The organism is Methylobacterium sp. Leaf106 (assembly GCF_001422895.1).
GTDB lineage: Bacteria > Pseudomonadota > Alphaproteobacteria > Rhizobiales > Beijerinckiaceae > Methylobacterium > Methylobacterium bullatum.
This window is the reverse complement of record NZ_LMNB01000033.1, coordinates 266,551-285,866: the sequence shown is the minus strand read 5'-3', so window position 1 is coordinate 285,866 and position 19,316 is coordinate 266,551. Positions and strand designations below refer to the sequence as shown.

Here is a 19,316-nt window from a genome sequence, read left to right as displayed (position 1 = left end):
CGCCGTGGGAAGACGGCGCGCGCTGGATCAGGACGCGGTCGGCGGTGCGCGCGGCTGGCCGGCCGGGCGATGCGGACGGGCCGGCTCGGATGGCGGCGGGATCGGCCAGGCCAGCGCGTGCCATCCCTGGCGCCGCGCCACCGATGGTGCTTGGGGAACGAGGGGGCTCGACAGCCCGACCGCGCAGAGCGGGCAGGCCTTGCAGGCCGGCGTGGCGGGAGACGGATCCCCGATGGCGGGGGAGCCTTCCGCATGACCGCAGATCGCCGAGAGCGCGAGCGGGTCGACCGAGGCTCCCGGTACGGCGTGGTCCGCCATGATCCGCAAGCCGGCCAGCGGCGCGATCGCCTGTCCCCACAGGGCGAGCAGGATCAACCCGCTGCCGAGGCAGAGGCGCAGGGCGCGAAACTGGCGGATGAGGTCGGTCACGGGCGCGGTCCCCGCGTCGCTCGGATCAGGCCGCCGCCGGTCGCCGCGCTTGGCGCCGGAGGGCCTGGATGCCGAGGTCGAGCCCGATCATGGCGAGGATGGCGAGGCCGGTCAGCGGAAACAGCGCGCCGAGACCCAGGACCAGGGCGGTGACCGTGGCGGCGATCCGGCGGTCGCGCGGCCAGGGCGGGACGCCGAGGCCGCCCGCCGGCCGCCGTTTCCACCACATGGTTCCGGCTGTGACGCTGAGCAGGATCGTGGCGAGGCAGAAGGCGAGCATCGCCAACTGGTTCAGGCGGCCCCAATACTCGCCCTTGTGCAGGCCGATCCCGTACTGGATCGCCTGCCCGACGCCGCCGAGATCGGCGAAGGCCACGTCCACCAGAGGGACGCCGGTATATTGGTCGAGGGAGATCAGCCGCTGGCGGTCGACGTCGCGCGGGTAGATCGCGGCGGCATAGATTCCGGTGGGACCCTCGGGCAGCGCGACCTCGTAGCCCCGTGGCATGCCGAGGCCGTCGAGGATGGCCAGGGCCCGGTCGAGGCCGATGGTGGGCGCGTCCGCCGGTTGCGAGATCGGCATGGGTGCGTCCTCCATGGTCCAGCCTGCCTGAGTCAGCCGGTCCTTCATCGGCACGGCGGACACCGCCTTCCCCGCCCACAAGGCGCGCGGTTGGCCGAGCCCCGCCTCGTTGGATAGGGCGCGGACCTGCTGGCCCCACCAGACCGACCAGGGCAGGCCGGTGATTGCGAGGAAGAACAGGCCGGCACCGGCCACGAGCCCGGTCACCGCGTGGAGGTCCCGCCACCAGACGCGCTTGGACGGCCTCGCCCGGACGGTGACGACACCACCCCCCTTCCCGCCCCCTTGCCCGCGCGGCCACCACAGATAGGTGCCGGTGACGACGAGGATGATCGCGAAGCCTGCCACCACCTCCACGATGCCGTTGGCGACCGTGCCGAAATAGCTGAGGCTGTGCAGGCGCTTCACCACCATCATCGGGTCGCTCTCGGCGTCCACGACGTCGAGGACGTCGGCGTTGTAGGGGTCGAGGTAGACCTGAATCCGGCTGCCGCCCTCCCTCATGGTCACGAGGGTGGGGGCGGTCGCGGAGGCCGGGCCGGTGAAGGAGACCGGCACACCGCCCGGAACCGCTTCGGAGGCGGTGTAGACGAGGCGGCTCGCGCTCACGGGCGCTCGGTTCTGCGCCGCCACCTCGGTCCGGTGGGCGAAGAGCGCGGCGTTGATCTCGTCCTTGAACAGGTAGATCGCGCCGGTCGTCGAGAGCAGGACGAGGAAGGGCAGGCACAGCAGGCCGGCGTAGAAGTGCCAACGCCAGACGGCGCGATAGATGCCGTCGCGGGACAGGCGCATGGCGTCGGACCCGCGAAATGCGGGGGCGCCGCCCTGGGACGATGGGGTCATCGGGGTCAATCCGGGTCTGAGCGATCGAAACGGTCTGATCTCTCAGGCGGAAGGCGGACCTCGCGATCCGATGGATTGGTCGGGCGGTGCCCGCGCGGCGGGGACCGCCACGTCCGCACGTGGCGCAAGCGGGGCGGGGCGAGCCTGCCAGACCACCGTTTCGAAGGCCGTGTCCTGCCCCGGCGCCTGCGGTCCCGCATGGGCCGCCGTGCAGCACGCATGCGCGCAGGCCGGGCTCGCATCGGCAGGATCGTCCGGCGCGTCATGCCCGCAGAGGGCGCTCACCCATCCCGCAGGGGCCGGTGGCGCCAGGGTGCCGAGAAACGCCTGGAGGCACAGGCCGTAGAGCGCGATCATGGCGATGATCGCGCGCAGGCCGGCCGTCCTTGGCGAGAGATTCCGCATGATGAGGCCTTACGGCACGGGTTCTCGCGCCGTCAACGTGGCAGGTGGAACGATGGTGTCTCAGTGTGCACTCCGGTCGCGAGGGGCTGGGTGATTCTTTACCGGTCCGTTCTCGTGCAGCAGGCAGCTAAAGCGAACGATCGCTTGAGAAATGTTCGATTTCTCATCTAACTGGCGAAATCACTTTTTCTACATTGCTGCGAGGCAAGCCTTCGCAAACTGCTTTGGGGAGAGCCGGATCGGCTCCGCACGCAATCGTCAGGGGGAATGAGTTGACCACATGTGGTATCGATCCTTGTCCTCTGAGGTACAAGACCCACGGCTGCCCTTCGGGCGGGACAGGTTCCCCGTCGTCACAAGCAACTCTCGATCCCGATCTGTAAATCGGGAACGTGTCCTGTTTTACATCTCCTCTGATGACGGTCCTCACGCTGACCGTGCCTTCCCAGGGGTGATAGTCAGACTTCTTCTCGCCGGTGTATCGGATGTGTGTTACTTGGCCGACGACGACAGCATCAAATCCACCAAGGGCAATTTTATCCTGAGGCAATCGCATTACGCGGCAAGCAAAAGTTTGATTTGCACATATCAACTGGATTACTGCAAGGCCGATGGTTGAGTATAAATATTTCATGATAGTCGTCATTCGATTTCTATATTTGAGTTAATTGATGGATGTATATTGAATTTTGATTAATTAGACCAATGAATATCCTGCTTTAAAGTAAAGTGTTGCGCTCGACGACATGGCCGTCGCTTTTTGGAGATGGCTAGCGACCCGTGGGTTACCGGCGTGGGCCGAACGCAGTCCGTTGCCGGGAACATATTTCAAACCAAATCCTGCCCAGCGCAACGTGCCCGCCCGCCTCACACGCCGGCATGTTCGGCGATGTAATGGCCGATGGCGCTGGCCGCGTTGAGCATGTGGGCGCGCATGCGCCTCGCGGCGGCGTCGCCGTCGCCCTCCGCGATGGCGGCCAGGATCTCGCCGTGCTCGGTGCGCGAGGTCCGGATCCGCTCGCCATGGCGCAGCTGCGTGCGGCGAAACCCCGAGAGCCGCGTGCGCAAGGCGAGCGCCTGTTCCAGCAGGAAGCCGTTATGGGTGGCGCCGTAGAGGGCCTCGTGGAAGCCGCGGTTCAGCGTGTCGTAGGCGTCCACATCGCCCGCCTCCACCATCGCCTCCGACTGGGCATGCAGGTCCATGAGGTGGCTGCGCTCGAGCGGCGTCATCCGGTAGGTGGCGAGGCGCACGCACATCGCCTCGAATTCGGCGGTGGCCTCGAACATGTCCATGATCCGCTCCGGCGTCATCCGGGTGACGACGACGCCCCGGCGGGGCCGCAGCTCCACGAGCCCGTTGAAGGCGAGCTGGCGCAACGCCTCCCGCACCGGCGTCCGGGAAGCGCCGAAGCGGTCGGCGAGATCCTGTTCGTCCAGGGCCGTGCCCGCGCTCAGGGTGCCGGCCGCGATCTCGTCGGTCAGGGCGTTGCGGATCAGGTCGGAGAGAAGCCCCCGCTCCTCGGCGATGCCGTCCATGATCGTCGTCCCCTCCCCGCTTGCGTTGCCGGCCCGCCTTACGATGTCCCTCATCCCAGATGAGGCGGATCGTCAAGCGGGAGAGGGATGCTCCTAGCACGCCGGGAATGCCAAGGCCTTGTCACCCGGCCATCTCGTATTCTTTACAGCGACGATAACCCATATCGGTATACCCAGAATTGACTTGATCTCAGGACGGGGTACGCATGGCGCGATACGGGACGGTCCGCGACTTGTCGCTGGCCGCGCGTTCCCACGGTCTCCGCCGATGCGGGGCCGGATGACGAGAGGCGGATCGGATGACCGATTGGCGGGTGCAGCGGAAGGCCAGGGACGCGCGGATCGAGCGCGGCCGCGCCCATGCGACGGGCAAGCTCGTCGCCGCCGCCGCCGTCGTCGACCTGCTGGAGGCGGTGCTGCTGCCCGGCGACCGGGTCTGCCTCGAAGGCGACAACCAGAAACAGGCGGATTGTCTCGCCAGGGGCTTGAGCGCCTGCGACCCGGCGCGGGTCCACGACCTGCACATGGTCCAGTCCGGCATCGTGCTGCCCGAGCATCTCGACATTTTCGAGCAGGGCATCGCCCGGCGCCTGGACTATTCCTATTCCGGGCCGCAAGGCGCGCGCATCGCCCGGATGCTCTATGGCGGGCAGATCGCGCTCGGCGCGGTGCACACCTATCTCGAACTCTTCGCGCGCTACTTCATCGACCTGACGCCCAATGTCGCCCTCATCGCGGGCGTCTCGGCGGATCGTGACGGCAACCTCTATACCGGCCCCAACACCGAGGACACGCCGACGGTGGTGGAGGCGACCGCCTTCAAGAACGGCGTCGTGATCGCGCAGGTGAACGCAATCGTCGACCGGGTGCCCCGTGTCGACATCCCCGGCGACCGGGTGGATTTCGTGGTCGAGGCCGACAGGCCGTTCTACGTGGAGCCGCTCTTCACCCGCGATCCGGCGGCGGTCACCGAAACGCAGATCCTGATGGCCATGATGGCGATCAAGGGCATCTACGCCGAATACGGCATCCGCCGCCTCAACCACGGCATCGGCTTCGGCACCGCCGCCATCGAATTACTGCTGCCGACCTTCGCCGAGCGGCTCGGCCTCAAGGGCAAAATCGCCACCCATTGGGCGCTCAACCCGCATCCGAGCCTGATCCCGGCCATCGAATCGGGCTGGGTCGAGCAGATCCACTGTTTCGGCTCGGAAGTCGGGATGGACCGCTACATCCGCGAGCGGTCGGACGTGTTCTTCACCGGCTCGGACGGAAGCCTGCGCTCCAACCGCGCCTTCTGCCAGACGGCGGGGCTCTATGCCTGCGATCTCTTCATCGGCTCGACCCTGCAGATCGACCTTCAGGGCAATTCCTCCACCGTCACCACCAACCGGGTGGCGGGGTTCGGCGGCGCGCCGAACATGGGCTCCGATCCGCATGGCAGGCGCCACCCCTCGGACCCCTGGATGAAGGCCGGCGAGGAGGCCGGCGGCACCGGCGATCCGGCGCTACGCCGGGGCCGCAAGCTCGTGGTGCAGCTGGTCGAGACCTTCGGCGACAAGCTGGTCCCGGCCTTCGTGGAGCGGCTCGACGCCCTCGAACTGGCGCGCAAGCTCGATCTCGAACTGGCTCCGGTCATGGTCTACGCCGACGATGTGACCCACATCGTCACGGAAGAGGGCATCGCCAACCTGCTCCTGTGCCGGACGCTCGACGAGCGCGAGCAGGCGATCCGCGGGGTCGCCGGCTACACCGATGTCGGGCGCGGCCGCGACCACGCCATGGTCGAGGCGCTGCGCGCGCGAAAAATCATCCGCCGGCCGGAGGATCTCGGCATCGATCCCCTGGACGCCGACCGTTCGCTCCTGGCGGCGCGGTCGATCAAGGATCTCGTGCACTGGTCGGGCGGCCTCTACGAGCCGCCGGCCAAGTTCCGGAACTGGTGAGGGAGCGCCACCCCATGGAAAAGCTGACCTTCCGGCATCGGACGGCGAAGCCCCTGCCCGGCACCAAGGCCCAGGCGATCACCGGCGTGGTCGCCTCGGGCAATCTCGAAGTGCTGATGGAGCGCAGCCTCGCGCCCGACGCATGCATCGTCGAGATCGATACCGCGATCAACGGATACGGACCGGTCTGGGAGGCGGTGGTCTCCGATTTCGTGGCGCGCCGGCAGCCCGGCGGCCTGCGCATCACCATCAACGATGGCGGGGCACGGCCCGACACCGTGACCCTGCGCCTGCTCCAGGGTGCCCGGCTGATGGAGGCCGTGTGATGGCGATGAGCCCCGTCTCCCTCTCCGCCGATCCCCTCGACCAGAGCTGGTACGAGGTCAGCGCCCGCGCCCGCCTCGACGCCCTCGTCGATCCCGGTTCGTTCGAGGAGTTCCTCGGCCCCGAACAGCGGGTGATGAGTCCGCACCTGCCCGCCTTCGACCTGCCGCGCGCCTTCGACGACGGCATCGTGGTGGGACGCGGGAGCCTCGGCGGTTCGCTCGTCCTCCTGGCCGCGCAGGAGGGCCGCTTCATGGGCGGGGCCTTTGGCGAGATACACGGCGCCAAGCTCGTCGGCCTGCTGCGGGCGGCCCTCCAGGTGAGGCCGGCGGCGGTGCTGATCCTGTTCGATACCGGCGGCGTCCGGCTGCAGGAGGCCAATGCCGGCGAGACCGCCATCGCCGAGATCATGCGCGCCATCGTCGACCTGCGCAGGGCGGGCGTGCCGGTGGTCGGGCTGATCGGCGGACGCGCCGGCTGCTACGGCGGCGGCGGCCTCATCGCCGGCACCTGCTCGCGCCTCGTGGTCTCGGAGGGCGGACGCATCAGCGTCTCCGGCCCGGAGGTGATCGAGACCAACAAGGGCGCGGAGGAATTCGATTCCCGCGACCGGGCGCTGGTCTGGCGCACCATGGGCGGCAAGCACCGCCGGCTCATCGGCGGGGCGGACGCTTTCGCGGACGATACGATCCGCGCGTTTCGCGATGCCGCCCGCGAACAGATCGGCAAGGCGCCGGCCTTCGATCTCGCCACCCTGGAGGCCGAACAGGCCCGCCTCGAGGCTCGCCTCCACCGGTTCGGCGACGCCCGCGACGCCACCGAGATCTGGAGCCGCCTCGGCGTGAACGATCCGGCCGCCGTGCCGGGCTTGGACACGGACCGGTTCGACGCCCTTCTCGCCCGCCTGCCGGAGGCGCCCCATGACGCTCGCTGAAATCCTGGCCTCGCTGTTTCCCGAGGGGCATGGCGTCGAGGTCGTGGACGGCCTCATCGGCGGCGACGGGCCTTTCGGAGCGGGCCGTCTCGCGGTCGTCGGGATCGACGGCAACACCCCGCTCGGGATCGAGGGCGCCTGTCTGCTCGCCGGGCGCGTTCTCGATGTGGTGCGCCGGGGCGGCGAGACGCCGATCCTCGTCGCCGTGGATTCGGACAGCCAGCGCATGAGCCGCCGCGACGAGCTGCTCGGCCTCAACGAGTATCTCGCCCATCTCGCCAAGGCGCTGCTCCTCGCCGATGCCAGCGGCCATCCCACGATCGGCCTCGTCTATGGGCACACGGCGGCCGGCGCCTTCATCGCCACCGCCCTGGCGACGCGGGTGCTCGCCGCCCTGCCCGGCGCCCATCCGAGCGTGATGGACCTGGCCTCGGTGGCCCGCGTCACCAAGCTCCCCCTCGACCGGCTGGAGGAGATGGCGACATCCACCTCCGTCTTCGCGCCCGGCCTCGACAACATGGTGAAGGCCGGGGCGGTCCATGCCGTGCTCGACCCATCGACGCCGCTCGGCCCCCAGATCGAAGCCCTCATCGCCGGGAGTTCCACAACGGATGGCCGCGACGCCCTCGGCCATGAGCGCGGCGGGCGGCTCATGGCGCAGGACATCGCCGGGCGGGTTGTGCGGGCGGCGACGGGCGACGTGGCACCCCGTGACTGAGGACGAGGCGTCGGGGCTCGCTCGCCACGACCTCCTGCGTGTCGACCCGGCATCCTGGGAGCGCCTCCTCGCCGGGCGCGGGGATCTCGACGGCGTTCCCCATCTCGCCGAATGGGCCCGTCGCGGCTGGCCGGTCATCGTCCGACGCCGCGATCCCGGCGAGCCTGCGGACCACATCCCCGCCGGCCTGCCGCTGCCGCCTTCCGCCGGCAAGCGCCGGATCGGCCTCGCCTTGCCGGCCGCCGCCGCGAGTCGGTTTGGGCCGGTCACCTTGGAGAGCGCGCGCATGACCGCACCGGAGGCGTGGCGGCCTGTCGTCGATGACGTGCTGGCCCTCAGGAGCGAGTACGGCCTCACGCCAACCGTATTCGGAAGCCTCCTTTGGCAGACGCTCACCGGTCTTCCCTATCTCGGGGCCGGCTCCGATCTCGATCTGCTCTGGCCTCTCTCTGGCCGGGTCGATCCCCGGTTTCTGCAGGCCCTCGCGCGGATCGAGGCGCGCGCGCCCATGCGCCTCGATGGCGAGATCGTCCTGCCCGACGGGGCCGGCATCAACTGGCGCGAACTGCTCGACGCTCCCATCGGCGGAACCGTCCTGTGCAAGGGGCGGGAGAGCCTCGCCCTGCGCCCCGCCGCGTCGTTTCTCGCGGAAGCGGCGTCATGATCGCCCTCGCCCGCTCTCCGGTCAGGGACGCCCGGATTCCGCTCAGCCCCGGCGATATCGCGGAACGCGCGGTCGAGTCCCTGCGCCGCGAAGTCGAGACCTACCCGAAGCCCGGCCTCGTCAGCCATGTGGATCGCGGCAGCCATGCCGACATGGATGCCGGCACCTTTCGCGCCAGTGCCACGGCCCTCCTGCCCTATTTCGCCATGCTGGCGGATGCCGGAGCCGCAGGGGCCGGGATGCCTGCCCTTCGCCGGATCGGCATCGAGGGCGAAACCGCCATGCGGGAGGCGACGGGAGGGGTGAACACCCATCGCGGCGCCATCTTCGGCCTCGGTCTGCTCGCCGCTGCGGCGGGCGCCCTCGCCCACACGGCCTGCCGCTTGCCGCTGGGAGCGCTCGGGCGCCACGTGAGCGAGCGTTACGGCGAGGCGATCCTGGCCGGACCCGTCCTGCTCCATGCGCCGGGCGCGGCGGCGCGGCGGCGCTACGGAATCGGCGGTGCGCCCGCCGAGGCTGCGGCGGGATTTCCGGCCCTCTACATGGTCGGGCTGCCCGCCCTGCGCCGGGCGCGAGGGCTGCGGCCCGGCGACGACGAGGCCGCGCGCGTCGAGGCCTGCTTCGCCCTGATCGCCCATCTTGAGGATACCAACCTGCTCCATCGCGGCGGCGAGGCGGGCTATGCCTTCGCCCGCGCCTCGGCCACCGCCTTCCTCGCCGGAGGAGGCGTCGCGCGGGACGATTGGCGGGCACGAGCGGAGGCCGTCCACCATGCTTTCGTCGCGCGCAATCTCAGCCCCGGCGGCAGCGCCGACCTCCTCGCCATGACCCTGTTCGTCGACGGACTGGAGACGGCATGAGTCTCGCGGTCCTGCTCTCGGGCCAGGGTGGCCAGCATCCCGCCATGGTCGATCTCGTGGCCGATCATCCCGCCGCTCAGGAGATCTTCGCGGCGGCGACACCTCTCCTCGGCGCCGACCCGCGCGACCTCGCCCGGACGGGCGGCCCAGCCCTGCACACAAACCGCACCGGTCAGATCCTATGCTGCGTCGCCGGCCTCGCCGCCTGGACCGTCCTGCGAGACGGGAGCCACGGCCGTGTGGTCCTGGCCGGCTACAGCATCGGCGATCTCGCCGCCTGGGGCTGCGCGGGGCGGCTTTCGCCCGCCTCGGTCCTGCATCTGGCCGCCGCGCGCGCCGAGGCAATGGATGAGGCCAGCGGGCCGGGCTACGGGCTCGCCGGCCTTCGCGGCCTGTCGCGCGCGCGGGTCGCGGCCCTGGTCGAGGAGCACGGCTGCCATCTCGCCATCCTCAACGCCGCCGACAGCGTGGTCGCCGGCGGGGCGGTGGCCGATCTCGAAACGCTCTGTGCTCGAGCTCTCGCCTCGGGGGCGGCGCGGGCGGTGCTGCTTCCGGTCCATACCCCCTCGCACACGCCGCTCCTGGCGGCGGCCAGCGCGCGGTTTCGCGCGGAGCTGGCGCGGGCCGAGATCCTGCCGCCGTCTCGTCTCGGCCCGCCGCCGCCTCGCCTCCTCAGCGGTCTCGACGGTGCCCCGGTCTTCGATGCCGCCAAGGGGCTCGACAAGCTGGCCGAAGCGATCTCGCGGACCATCGATTGGGCGGCCTGCCTCGACGGCATTCGCGAGGCCGGGGCGCGGGCCGTCCTCGAACTCGGCCCCGGACATGCCTTGGCGACCATGGCGCGCGACGCCATGCCGGGCGCGGCCGTCCATACCGTCTCCGACTTCCGCTCCCTGTCCGGGCTCACGGACTGGCTCGCGGCGCAGGAAGGCGCGGGCTGAACCGCCCCGGCTTCCGCCGTGAACCGTATGCCCCGCCAGCGCGTTGAGGAGTCGGGCGGAGGCTTGACCATGTCGAGATGGATCTACGGGGCCGGTATCCTGAGTGCCGCGCTGGCATCGGCGATCCCCTGTGCCGCTCAGAACATGGCGCTGACACCGCCAGCACCCCGGCCGAGCACTGTCCCGAGTGAGCCCGTCCGACATCCCGAGCCTCCTGCGCGACCGCAGCTCCATGCTTTCAGCGGCGAGCTTCCGAACCAGAGGACCGGCCCGATGCGCAACCGTGTGGTCCGCGACATCTGCATCGGCTGCGACCGCTGAATCGGCGGGTCGGGCGAGGGGCGGACATCATCCAGAAACAGAACGGCGCGAAACGGATCTGCTGCGCTCCGACTGCCCCCAAGCGAGGCGTGGCGGATGGACGGAGCGGTGTGCCGAGGGTGCGCCGCCCCGTCCGTCTTCATGACCGCGCGGACGGGTCGCGCGCGAGGAGATGTCCCGAGTTCTCCGCCGGTGGTCTATGGATGTCCCAATGACATCCACCGGAGACGCGTTTGGCTAGCCGCTATGGGCTCGAGATCCGGGCTGCGACCGCTGCCGATGCGGCGGGCCTTGCTGCCCTGTTCCAGGCATCGGGACAGTCCATAGCGGTGAGCGATCTGGCCGAGCGGCTGGAGGCCTTGCGCCTTGGGAGCGGGACGGCCCTCATCGCCGTCGAATGGGGGCCGCCGAGCGGTCTCGTCGTCCTGCACTGGTACCGTTCGCTGACGGCGGCTCAGCCCGTCGCCCAGATCACCGGCCTCCTGGTCGGACCGGACGAGCGCCGACGCGGCATCGGCCGTCTCCTGCTGAAGGCCGCGTCGCAGGCCGCCCGGATGGCGGGATGCACCACCCTCGAACTCGCCGCCGCGCCCGATGAAGAGACTTTGCCGGCCTTCTGCGACAGCACGGGATTCGAGCGGGTCGGATCCTTGTTCACCCGGCCGCTGCGCAAGAAGAGCTGATACCGGTCACTCCGGGAACCGTGCGATTCACCGCGTCGTTGCTTCCAGTGATCACTTCGACCCGATCAAGGAGACCGGCATGACACGGACTCTCATCCGCACGACCCTCGCCTCGGCATTTCTCCTCGGCCTCACCGGTGCCGCCTTGGCGCGCGGCGGCACCGGCGGTGGTGGCGATGGGCTCTCGCCTTACTCGGCATTGAGCGGCAACGACCGCTCGGCCGGTGTGAACAACGGCAATTACCGCGATCCCCGCCTCGACCCCTATCTGCAGACCTATGGCCGGCGCTACGTCGCCCCCCGCCCCTATGGCGGCGCCGGCGAATACGGTTATCGGCCCTCGCGCCGGGGCTATGACGGATACGGGTACTGACGGGGCGACGCAGCCCCGCTCTCAGGCCGGAGCCTTCTGGGCGGTGGCTTTGTCGTCGCCCGGTTCGATGACGATCGGCTCCACCGTCTCCGGCATGTCCTGTGACCGGCATTCCGCCAGGATCGCGTCGGCTCCCTCCTTGCCGATGAGGCCGAGCGAGAGGGCATGGTCGGCCATGATGGTGGTGTCCCCCGCCAGCACCAGGCTGCTGCCGGCCTCGAGGATCGCCTGCGACAGGCGCTCGATCTGCTCGGCCCGGCACGGGTCGCGCGAGACGTTGCGGATGTAGACGGCGAGCACCCGGCCGGGATTCTCCGAGACGATCTTGGCATAGACTTCCGGGTCGTGCTGGCCGCTGTCTCCGATGAGGACGAAGGGCAGGTCGCCGTAGAGCGCCAGCATGTGGCGGATCAGGTCGCGCTTGTGGTCCTCGGCACGGCGCGGCAGCGGATGGCGCCAGGACAGGCCCCATTCCCGCAGGAACAGCACCGGCCCCGCCGGAATCCCGTGCTGCCGGAAGAACTCGCTGAGCATGTCGTAGATGCCCCAGGGGGCGCGGGAGACGTAGAGCATCGGGTTCGACTGGTCGCCGGTGGCGCCCGCATGCAGCGCCCGGCTCAGGGACGCCGCTCCCGGGAACGCGACGCGGTCCTCCGCATCGGCCACGAACAGCCGCCACAGCATCTTGAGCTTGTTGGCCACGCCCGTATGCATGATCGTGTCGTCGATATCGCTGATGACGACGAAACGGCAATTCTCCGGCGGGATGAACACCTGCCCCTGCGCCCGCACCGGCGGATCGGCCACGAGTTCGAGTTCGACGCTGTGCCAATGGTCCTCGCCGGCGGGCACGTTCGGCGGCTTGAGGCTCACCCGGAAATAGCCGTCGCGGTCGGTCACGGCGGTCGTCTCGGCCCCGCCGAAACGCGCGACGACGGACGCATCGGCGACCTTGCGCCTGCGGATGCGCCGGGCGATGTCGCGCAGATCGGCGGCGATGTCGTCGGCCTCGGGGTCCGGGTCGCGGCGTGCCTGCCGGAAGACCCGGCCGATCAGGAAGATCTCCCTCGTCGAGCCGTAGCCGCGATAGGCCTCGATCACCGTCCCGCCCGTCCCCTGCGCCCGGCGCACCGGTCGGGCGGCCAGCGCCAGCAGGCGCCCGCCCGCCCTGCGCCAGCGCGGCGTCGCCCGTTCGGGGGTCGGAGGAGGTGAGGTCATGGGCCGGCCCGAAGCAAGACGATCGTGATCGCGGTCAAGCCGCCGTCGGGGCCGAAGGTTGCGAGGGACCTCTCGGTTCGAGCGTCGTCACAGCCGCTCGATCTCCGCCAGCAGCGTCTCCGAGAGGGTGATCCCTTCCTCGGCGGCACGGGCGCGGGCGGCGAAGCGGCGTGTTCCGGGCAGCCGCGCGCCGTCCTGTTCCGCCACCGAGCGGGCCATCACGGCGAAGCGCTCCAGGGCATTGCCGGCAAAGGCCGTGGCGTCGATGGCGAGGATGAGCTGGCCGGTGGCGGGAGGGCCGCCCTCGGCATCGAGGAAGGACGTGGCTTCGCTGGCGAAACGCGCTCCGGTGAGGCCGGCGGCGAGCAGTTCCACCATGAGGGCGAGGGCCGTGCCCTTGGCATCGCCCAACGGCACCATGGTGCCGGCGAGCGCCGCGACGGGGTCCGTGGTCGGGTTGCCCTCAGCGTCGAGGGCCCAGCCCTCGGGGATCGCCTCGCCGCGCTGCTTGGCGGTGATGATGTTGCCGCGCGCCACCTTCGACAGGGAGAGATCGACGATGACCGGCTCCGCCCCCGGCAGCGGGCAGGCGAAGGCGATGGGGTTGGTGCCGAAGACCGGCCGGGTTCCGCCCCAGGGCGCCATGGAGGCGGGGGCGTTGGCGAACAGGATGGCGACGAGACCCCGTTCGGCCAGGGCCTCCACCGGCCGCCCGGCCGCCCCGCAATGGTGCGAGCGGCGGATGGCGGCCGCGGCGATCCCCTGTGCGCGGGCGATCTCCGGCAGGAGGGCAATGGCCGTGTCGAGGGCCGGATAGGCGAAGCCGTAGGTCGCATCGATGGCGAGCAGTCCCGGTTTCGGCCGCGCGCTCGTGACGACGGCATCGCCGACGACCTTGCCCGCCCGCACCTGTTCGCCATAGGCCAGCAGCCGCATGAGCCCGTGGGTCCGCAGCCCGTCGGCTTCCGCCGCGACGAGGGCGCGGGCGACGCTCTCGGCATTAGCAGGCGCGGTTCCGCAGCGGACCAGGGTGTCCGTGGCGAGGCGATGGGCGGCGTCGAGTCGAAGGATCGGCATGGCGTGGCCTTAAGACAGCTCTCCGTGGCCTGTCGAGGGAGAAGTCCGGCTCCGCACCGGGCATCGCCGGAGCCGGCTCTAAGCTGAACGTTCCCGATGGTATGATTTAAGACAAAGTGGCCAGTGGATAAGCTGAGCCGTGGTCGTCAGCCGGTGTGCGACGTATTCTAAAATGAAAATTTCCGGGGCGTTATTTCATTGAACCATGTGGGCAGTGCGACGTTATTAGGTCAAGTTCGTAAGACGTGAGGAAATAGACTATGCAGATCAAGACATTCGCCATCGCTGCCGCCTTCGCCGTTTCGCTGAGCGGCGCGGCCTTCGCCCAGACGGCCGCTGGCGGCGGAAGCGCCGAGGGCAACATGACCAATCCCGGCAGCGTGAAGAGCAACGGTGAGAAGGGGGCGGAGCGCATGGGCGGCGCCAACACCACCGGCTCCACCATGGCTCCGGGCATGGCGACCGACGTCCCCTCCAATGCGACGCCGGGCGCGCCGGCCGGCTCGAATGGCGGCAACGCCGCCACCGGCAGCGGTGCGGCTCCCAGCGGCAAGTAAGGTTTCGGGGCGCCCGCCACGAAGGCGGATTGCCGGATGTATGAAGATACCGCCCCGTCCGCCGAAAGGCAGGTGGGGCGCCTTCATATGGGGCCGGAAGGTGTTCGGACGGCCAGTACATTCTCTCGAAAAACATGCTCGCGATTTATCGGTGATTAACCAACTTCGCGCTGAATGGGAGGCATCAAGGTTGATGGTTCCCTAAAACGACATGGACGATCGATGTGACCTTCGCGGGGCTCCTGGCGGAGCTTGGCGAGGTCGTTCGAGGGCCGTGCGGGCAGGGTACGCGTATCCGAGTACAGCCCGCATGATCGACGATGCGTCCACCTATCGCCGCCGCCCACGCCGTTCCCGGCCGCGCAGCCGCGTTCTTCTGAAGACGGCCGTCGTCGCGCTGTTCGTCGCGACCTTTCCCCGGTTGACCGGGTTGGACACGCCCGTGCCCGCCGCGACGGCGCCCTACGCCGGCCGGCAGGTCTCCCCCGAGGCGACGCCCGCCGCCGCCGTCCGCAGCTATGCCTGGATGCTCGACCGCTCCCCCGCCTTGGGTGCGCGGACACCGGACTGGCGCGCCTCGGAGCCCATGCAGGTGGCCGGGTTCGCGGCCCCGCAAGCCTCGCCCGTCGAGATCGCCCCCGGTATCGCGCTCGCCGCCGTGGCGCCGGCCTCCTCAGACCTCGCACCCGCTTCACGGCCGCTCCAGCAGACGGCCCGCCTCGTCCAGCCGATGCCCGCCCCGGTGCCGCGCCCTTTCGACCTGAAGCCTCTCTCCCGCGAGCCGCGCCTGGCCACCCGCCGCCCGTCGTCGCGGACGGTGGTGGCGGCCCGGCAGGACGTGGAGGCCGAGCGCTCGTTCTTCGAGACGGTGTTCGGCCGGCGTGATCCCGAACGCAGCCCCGCTCCCGCCCTCGCCTATGCCTCCGCCGATACGGGCGCCATCGATCTCAGCCAGCGCCGGGTCCTCGACCGCGTGCCCGCGACGGCGGGCGGCGGGACCGCGATCTACGACATCAGCGCCAGCACGGTGACCCTGCCGAGCGGCGAGCAACTGGAGGCCCATTCCGGCCTCGGCCAGCACATGGACAACCCGCGTCTCGTCCATGTCCGCATGCGCGGGGCGACGCCGCCCGGCACCTACGATCTGACCGAGCGCGAGGCCCTGTTCCACGGGGTGCGCGCCATCCGCCTCAACCCCGTGGGCGGCAGCGCCGCCATCCACGGCCGCGACGGCATCCTCGCCCATACCTACATGCTCGGACCGAGCGGCGCGTCCAACGGCTGCGTGGTGTTCAAGGACTACAACCGCTTCCTGCAGGCCTATCTGCGCGGCGACATCCGCCGCCTCGTGGTGGTGGCCGGCCATAAGGGGGACGCGCCGGCCTCGTTCACGGCGAGGCTGTTCGGCCGCTGATCCCCGGTCGTCTCCCATCCGGTCGGTACCCGTCCGACATAATCCTGTACGCCACGAGGTTAGCCCGCGACGCGTCCTGCATGTCGCAGGCTAACTTCGTGGCGTGCCGTGACGGAGCGACAGTCCTTCCTGCCGGTACGGCGAATAACTTATGTTTGGGTATGGTATTTTTCGGCATAAATAGCCTGTCTTAATTCATACAAAACGCATTGCGATATGCTCAAGCTCGAACTTGCTTGAACCGGTGCAATCGACATTCTGGAACTCATGGACTCGGCTGGTGTTTTCCATCGGAGACCTCGGCAACGGAATTCGGCCCTGCGGCGTCATGGCCGCCAAGGGTGTTCCCGGGGCTCGTCCTGACAGTCCGGCTTCGAGAGATTGCACGATGAAAGCACTGTGTTGGCACGGCAAGGGTGACATCCGCTGCGATACGGTGCCCGATCCCCGGATCGAGGATTCGCGCGACGTCATCATCAAGGTGACGTCCTGCGCCATCTGCGGCTCGGACCTCCACCTGATGGACGGTCAGATGCCGACCATGGAGAGCGGCGACGTCCTCGGCCATGAATTCATGGGCGAGGTGGTCGAGGTCGGCCAGGGCTTCACCAAGTTCAAGAAGGGCGACCGCATCGTCGTGCCCTTCAACATCAATTGCGGCGAATGCCGCCAGTGCAAGCTCGGCAATTGGTCGGTCTGCCAGCGCTCGAACCGCAATGCCGAGATGGCGGCCGCGCAGTTCGGCTACACCACCGCCGGCCTGTTCGGCTATTCGCACCTCACCGGCGGATATGCCGGCGGCCAGGCGGAATACGTGCGCGTGCCGATGGCCGATGTGGGGCCGATGCTGGCGCCGGAAGGCGTCGACGACGAGTCGCTGCTGTTCCTCACCGATATCCTGCCCACCGGTTGGCAGGGCGCCGAGCATTGCGAGATCAAGGGCGGCGAGATCATCGCGATCTGGGGCGCGGGCCCGGTGGGGTTGTTCGCGATCCAATCCGCCAAGATCATGGGTGCCGAGCGCATCATCGTCATCGAGACGGTGCCGGAGCGGATCGAACTCGCCCGGAAATACGGTGCCACCGATATCATCGACTTCATGAAAGAGGACGTGTTCGAGCGGATCAAGGAGATCAGCAAGGGCGAGGGCGCCGACGGCGTGATCGACTGCGTCGGCATGGAGGCCACCGCCGGCCACGGCGTCGCGGGGATCGTCAGCACCCTGCAGGAGAAACTGACCTCGACCGAGCGTCCCTACGTCCTCATGGAGGCGATCAAGGCCGTGCGCCCCTGCGGGATCGTCTCGATCCCCGGCGTCTACGGTGGCCCGCTTCCCATCAATATGGGCTCCATCGTGCAGAAGGGGCTCACCCTGAAGAGCGGCCAGACCCATGTGAAACGCTACTTGGAGACGCTGACGAAGCTGATCCAGGAGGGCAAGATCGACATGACGTCGATGATCACCCACCGCTCCACCAATCTCGCGGACGGCCCCGACCTCTACAAGACGTTCCGCGACAAGAAGGACGGCTGCGTGAAGGTGGTCTTTCACCCGAACTGACGGCATCGACGGGGATATGGCCCGGAACGAGGCCATATTCCGTCATAGGCCCGGGGCTTCATCGTTATCCCCGCGCCAGGGCGTCCTGAAACTCCGCCTCCGGCAAAAGCGCCCCGCCGGTGGTCCAGACCACATGCGTCGCCCGCGCAGGTGCGGCGGCGTCGAGATAGGGCCGGATTGCGGCGAACCCCGCCGCCGCCGAGGGTTCGAGCCGCAGGCCCGGATCGGCCCAGAGGCGTTTCACCCAGGCGAACAGGTCGGCATCGGCGACCGTGACCACCGCCTCGATGAGCGGGCCGACCGTGCCGGCCACCAGCATCGAGGCACCCGCCACCGCGAGCCCATCGGCGGCGGTGCGGTTGTCGAGGCCGATCTCGTAGACGTCTACCGGGCGTGACAGGCCGGCGGCGAGCTGCACCAGCATGCAGGGCGAGGCCACCGGTTCCACGAAGATGCAGCGGATGGCGTCGCCGAACAGCAGCTTCAGTCCGAGCGTGACGCCGCCGGGCGCGCCGCCGACGCCGCAGGGGAGATATGCGCAGAGCGGATGGGCTGGATCGACCCTTATCCCGGCCTCGTCCAGTTGGCGACGCAGGTCGAAGGCTGCCGCCGCATAGCCGAGGAACAGGTCTACGGAGCTCTCGTCATCGACGAAATGGGCGTCGGCCCGTCCCTCGAAGGCCGAGCGTGCCGCCGCGACCGCGCTGCCGTAATCGCCCCGATGCTCGACCACCCGGGCGCCGATATCCCGTAGGCGCTGCTTCTTCCACGCCTTGGCGTCGTGGGACATGTGGACTTCGACCGCAAAGCCCAGCGCCCGCGCCATGACGCCGACGCTGAAGCCGAGATTGCCGGTGCTACCGACCGCGACCGTGTGCGCGCCGAACGCGTCGCGGGCTTGCGGCTCCGCAAGCCGGGCATAGGAATCCCCCGGCCGTAGCAGGCCCCTCTCGAGCCCGAGCCGCTCGGCATAGACCAGGACCTCGTAGACTCCGCCCCGCGCCTTGATGCAGCCGGTGACCGGCAGATCATGGTCGGCCTTCACCCAGACCGCGCCGCCCGTCGGACCGGCGATGGCCTGCGCGATAGAATCGGAGAGGGGCATCAGGGGCGAGTCGATGCGCCCGGTGTCGAGATCCTCGAAGAGGTGGCGCAAGAGCGGATCGAATCGGCGCCAGCGTGCCTCCGCCGCCTCCACATCGGCCAGGGAGAAAGCCTGGCTCGGCAGGAATTCGGCGGCCGGCCGGAGATGGGGATTGAGCCAGGTGGTGGGCCGGGCCTCCCGCACGCTCGCCGGGATGGCGTCGAGGGAAGGGTTAGGCGGGGTCTCGGCATCCCTGCTCATGCGGTCCGTTCTCCTGTGATCCCGATGGCCCGGGCGCCGTCGCGGCGCTCGATGGACCAGTGCCACGGCCTCGCGCAAGTCTCACCTCAGAGATCCATCGGCGCATTGTCCACCACCTCCTTCATGACGAAGAAGGTCCGCGTCTGCCGCACCCCCGGCAGCGCGATCAGGGTGTCGCTGTGCAGGCGGTTGAAATCCGCCATGTCGGAGACGCGGATCTTGAGGAAATAGTCGAAATCCCCGGCCACGAGATGGCAATCGAGCATGGTCGGCATCGCCTGGGCGGCGGCCTCGAACGCGGCGAAGCTCTCCGGCGTCGAGCGGTCGAGCACGACGCCGACGATGACGAGGGACCCCCGCCCGACCTTCTCCGGCGCGATCCGCGCATGGACGCCGCGGATGTATCCCTCGTCGAACAGGCGCTGCGTGCGGCGGTGGCAGGTGGCGGCGCTGGTATTCACCCGCTTGGCGATCTCGGCATTGTTCATGCGCCCATCGGCCTGGAGCAGGCGCAGGATCTTCAGATCGATCCGGTCGAGCGATGGCGACATGGAAGAACCTTCCGTATTTTCAGCAAAATCGAT

20 protein-coding genes are annotated in these 19,316 nt (G+C 69.1%); 12 read left to right on the top strand and 8 right to left on the bottom strand.

The features are described from left to right. Window positions 1-27: 27 nt before the first annotated feature. The 4 genes from ASF34_RS18905 to ASF34_RS18890 form a co-directional block, all read right to left on the bottom strand. On the bottom strand, window positions 28-429 hold the full coding sequence (locus tag ASF34_RS18905) for a hypothetical protein (RefSeq protein WP_018043368.1): 402 nt from the start codon (window positions 427-429) through the stop codon (window positions 28-30). A 25-nt stretch (window positions 430-454) separates the two neighbouring features. Then, window positions 455-1,855: a PepSY-associated TM helix domain-containing protein gene (locus tag ASF34_RS18900; protein WP_056163473.1), complete on the bottom strand. Its 1,401-nt coding sequence runs from the start codon at window positions 1,853-1,855 to the stop codon at window positions 455-457. Window positions 1,856-1,897: 42 nt separating this feature from the next. After that, on the bottom strand, window positions 1,898-2,260 hold the full coding sequence (locus ASF34_RS18895; RefSeq protein ID WP_056163470.1) for a hypothetical protein: 363 nt from the start codon (window positions 2,258-2,260) through the stop codon (window positions 1,898-1,900). Window positions 2,261-3,127: 867 nt separating this feature from the next. Further along, window positions 3,128-3,796 (bottom strand): GntR family transcriptional regulator, encoded by a 669-nt coding sequence (locus ASF34_RS18890; RefSeq protein ID WP_056163467.1) that lies wholly within the window; start codon window positions 3,794-3,796, stop codon window positions 3,128-3,130. Window positions 3,797-4,095: 299 nt separating this feature from the next. On the opposite strand from ASF34_RS18890, the gene mdcA reads away from it, so the two are divergent. The 9 genes from mdcA to ASF34_RS18845 all read left to right on the top strand — a co-directional run bounded on the left by mdcA (window position 4,096) and on the right by ASF34_RS18845 (window position 11,560). Continuing rightward, a complete protein-coding gene (gene mdcA / locus ASF34_RS18885; RefSeq protein WP_056163463.1) occupies window positions 4,096-5,742 on the top strand; it encodes a malonate decarboxylase subunit alpha in 1,647 nt (548 codons plus the stop codon). A gap of 14 nt (window positions 5,743-5,756) precedes the next feature. Then, a complete protein-coding gene (mdcC, locus tag ASF34_RS18880; protein ID WP_018043363.1) occupies window positions 5,757-6,068 on the top strand; it encodes a malonate decarboxylase acyl carrier protein in 312 nt (103 codons plus the stop codon). Then, window positions 6,068-7,000 (top strand): biotin-independent malonate decarboxylase subunit beta, encoded by a 933-nt coding sequence (locus tag ASF34_RS18875; protein ID WP_056163461.1) that lies wholly within the window; start codon window positions 6,068-6,070, stop codon window positions 6,998-7,000. Before mdcC ends, ASF34_RS18875 begins: the two co-directional genes overlap by 1 nt. After that, a complete protein-coding gene (mdcE, locus tag ASF34_RS18870; RefSeq protein WP_056163456.1) occupies window positions 6,987-7,718 on the top strand; it encodes a biotin-independent malonate decarboxylase subunit gamma in 732 nt (243 codons plus the stop codon). Before ASF34_RS18875 ends, mdcE begins: the two co-directional genes overlap by 14 nt. Beyond that, window positions 7,711-8,382: a malonate decarboxylase holo-[acyl-carrier-protein] synthase gene (mdcG, locus tag ASF34_RS18865; RefSeq protein WP_056163453.1), complete on the top strand. Its 672-nt coding sequence runs from the start codon at window positions 7,711-7,713 to the stop codon at window positions 8,380-8,382. Before mdcE ends, mdcG begins: the two co-directional genes overlap by 8 nt. After that, complete coding sequence (gene mdcB, locus ASF34_RS18860) at window positions 8,379-9,242, top strand: triphosphoribosyl-dephospho-CoA synthase MdcB (RefSeq protein WP_056163451.1); 864 nt, start codon at window positions 8,379-8,381, stop codon at window positions 9,240-9,242. The genes mdcG and mdcB overlap by 4 nt, the downstream gene beginning before the upstream one ends. Further along, the gene (locus tag ASF34_RS18855; protein ID WP_056163448.1) at window positions 9,239-10,183 is read left to right on the top strand and encodes an acyltransferase domain-containing protein; all 945 of its coding nucleotides are present in this window, start codon (window positions 9,239-9,241) and stop codon (window positions 10,181-10,183) included. The genes mdcB and ASF34_RS18855 overlap by 4 nt, the downstream gene beginning before the upstream one ends. Window positions 10,184-10,737: 554 nt before the next feature. Next, window positions 10,738-11,187 (top strand): GNAT family N-acetyltransferase, encoded by a 450-nt coding sequence (locus tag ASF34_RS18850; RefSeq protein ID WP_056163445.1) that lies wholly within the window; start codon window positions 10,738-10,740, stop codon window positions 11,185-11,187. Between the two features lie 79 nt (window positions 11,188-11,266). Next, window positions 11,267-11,560: a hypothetical protein gene (locus ASF34_RS18845; protein WP_018043356.1), complete on the top strand. Its 294-nt coding sequence runs from the start codon at window positions 11,267-11,269 to the stop codon at window positions 11,558-11,560. A gap of 21 nt (window positions 11,561-11,581) precedes the next feature. On the opposite strand, the gene ASF34_RS18840 is transcribed toward ASF34_RS18845, so the two are convergent. Both ASF34_RS18840 and ASF34_RS18835 read right to left on the bottom strand, forming a co-directional pair. Next, window positions 11,582-12,778: an App1 family protein gene (locus tag ASF34_RS18840; RefSeq protein WP_056163441.1), complete on the bottom strand. Its 1,197-nt coding sequence runs from the start codon at window positions 12,776-12,778 to the stop codon at window positions 11,582-11,584. An 87-nt stretch (window positions 12,779-12,865) separates the two neighbouring features. Then, the gene (locus ASF34_RS18835) at window positions 12,866-13,855 is read right to left on the bottom strand and encodes an Ldh family oxidoreductase (protein WP_056163438.1); all 990 of its coding nucleotides are present in this window, start codon (window positions 13,853-13,855) and stop codon (window positions 12,866-12,868) included. Between the two features lie 260 nt (window positions 13,856-14,115). Here ASF34_RS18835 and ASF34_RS18830 point away from each other — a divergent pair, with 260 nt between their 5' ends. The 3 genes from ASF34_RS18830 (at window position 14,116) to ASF34_RS18820 (ending at window position 17,387) form a co-directional block, all read left to right on the top strand. Then, complete coding sequence (locus tag ASF34_RS18830; RefSeq protein WP_018043353.1) at window positions 14,116-14,412, top strand: hypothetical protein; 297 nt, start codon at window positions 14,116-14,118, stop codon at window positions 14,410-14,412. Between the two features lie 310 nt (window positions 14,413-14,722). Continuing rightward, a complete protein-coding gene (locus ASF34_RS18825; protein WP_056163435.1) occupies window positions 14,723-15,826 on the top strand; it encodes a tlde1 domain-containing protein in 1,104 nt (367 codons plus the stop codon). Window positions 15,827-16,214: 388 nt separating this feature from the next. After that, entirely contained in the window at window positions 16,215-17,387 is a 1,173-nt protein-coding gene (locus tag ASF34_RS18820; RefSeq protein WP_056163432.1) for a zinc-dependent alcohol dehydrogenase, read from the top strand. Between the two features lie 64 nt (window positions 17,388-17,451). Here the strand turns inward: ASF34_RS18820 and ASF34_RS18815 are convergent, their stop codons facing one another. Continuing rightward, window positions 17,452-18,732: a D-serine ammonia-lyase gene (locus ASF34_RS18815; protein ID WP_056163429.1), complete on the bottom strand. Its 1,281-nt coding sequence runs from the start codon at window positions 18,730-18,732 to the stop codon at window positions 17,452-17,454. 86 nt (window positions 18,733-18,818) lie between these two features. Next, window positions 18,819-19,283: an Lrp/AsnC family transcriptional regulator gene (locus tag ASF34_RS18810; RefSeq protein WP_056163426.1), complete on the bottom strand. Its 465-nt coding sequence runs from the start codon at window positions 19,281-19,283 to the stop codon at window positions 18,819-18,821. Window positions 19,284-19,316: the final 33 nt, after the last annotated feature.

What these genes read in the sequence shown, in the direction of transcription:
- mdcB (WP_056163451.1), top strand. Translation starts at nt 8,379, where the DNA reads ATGATCGCCCTCGCCCGCTCTCCGGTCAGGGACGCCCGGATTCCGCTC.
- ASF34_RS18815 (WP_056163429.1), bottom strand. Translation starts at nt 18,732, where the DNA reads ATGAGCAGGGATGCCGAGACCCCGCCTAACCCTTCCCTCGACGCCATC.
- ASF34_RS18840 (WP_056163441.1), bottom strand. Translation starts at nt 12,778, where the DNA reads ATGACCTCACCTCCTCCGACCCCCGAACGGGCGACGCCGCGCTGGCGC.
- ASF34_RS18875 (WP_056163461.1), top strand. Translation starts at nt 6,068, where the DNA reads ATGGCGATGAGCCCCGTCTCCCTCTCCGCCGATCCCCTCGACCAGAGC.
- mdcC (WP_018043363.1), top strand. Translation starts at nt 5,757, where the DNA reads ATGGAAAAGCTGACCTTCCGGCATCGGACGGCGAAGCCCCTGCCCGGC.
- mdcE (WP_056163456.1), top strand. Translation starts at nt 6,987, where the DNA reads ATGACGCTCGCTGAAATCCTGGCCTCGCTGTTTCCCGAGGGGCATGGC.
- ASF34_RS18855 (WP_056163448.1), top strand. Translation starts at nt 9,239, where the DNA reads ATGAGTCTCGCGGTCCTGCTCTCGGGCCAGGGTGGCCAGCATCCCGCC.
- ASF34_RS18835 (WP_056163438.1), bottom strand. Translation starts at nt 13,855, where the DNA reads ATGCCGATCCTTCGACTCGACGCCGCCCATCGCCTCGCCACGGACACC.
- ASF34_RS18895 (WP_056163470.1), bottom strand. Translation starts at nt 2,260, where the DNA reads ATGCGGAATCTCTCGCCAAGGACGGCCGGCCTGCGCGCGATCATCGCC.
- ASF34_RS18810 (WP_056163426.1), bottom strand. Translation starts at nt 19,283, where the DNA reads ATGTCGCCATCGCTCGACCGGATCGATCTGAAGATCCTGCGCCTGCTC.
- ASF34_RS18825 (WP_056163435.1), top strand. Translation starts at nt 14,723, where the DNA reads ATGATCGACGATGCGTCCACCTATCGCCGCCGCCCACGCCGTTCCCGG.
- ASF34_RS18830 (WP_018043353.1), top strand. Translation starts at nt 14,116, where the DNA reads ATGCAGATCAAGACATTCGCCATCGCTGCCGCCTTCGCCGTTTCGCTG.
- ASF34_RS18890 (WP_056163467.1), bottom strand. Translation starts at nt 3,796, where the DNA reads ATGGACGGCATCGCCGAGGAGCGGGGGCTTCTCTCCGACCTGATCCGC.
- mdcA (WP_056163463.1), top strand. Translation starts at nt 4,096, where the DNA reads ATGACCGATTGGCGGGTGCAGCGGAAGGCCAGGGACGCGCGGATCGAG.
- ASF34_RS18900 (WP_056163473.1), bottom strand. Translation starts at nt 1,855, where the DNA reads ATGACCCCATCGTCCCAGGGCGGCGCCCCCGCATTTCGCGGGTCCGAC.
- ASF34_RS18820 (WP_056163432.1), top strand. Translation starts at nt 16,215, where the DNA reads ATGAAAGCACTGTGTTGGCACGGCAAGGGTGACATCCGCTGCGATACG.
- ASF34_RS18845 (WP_018043356.1), top strand. Translation starts at nt 11,267, where the DNA reads ATGACACGGACTCTCATCCGCACGACCCTCGCCTCGGCATTTCTCCTC.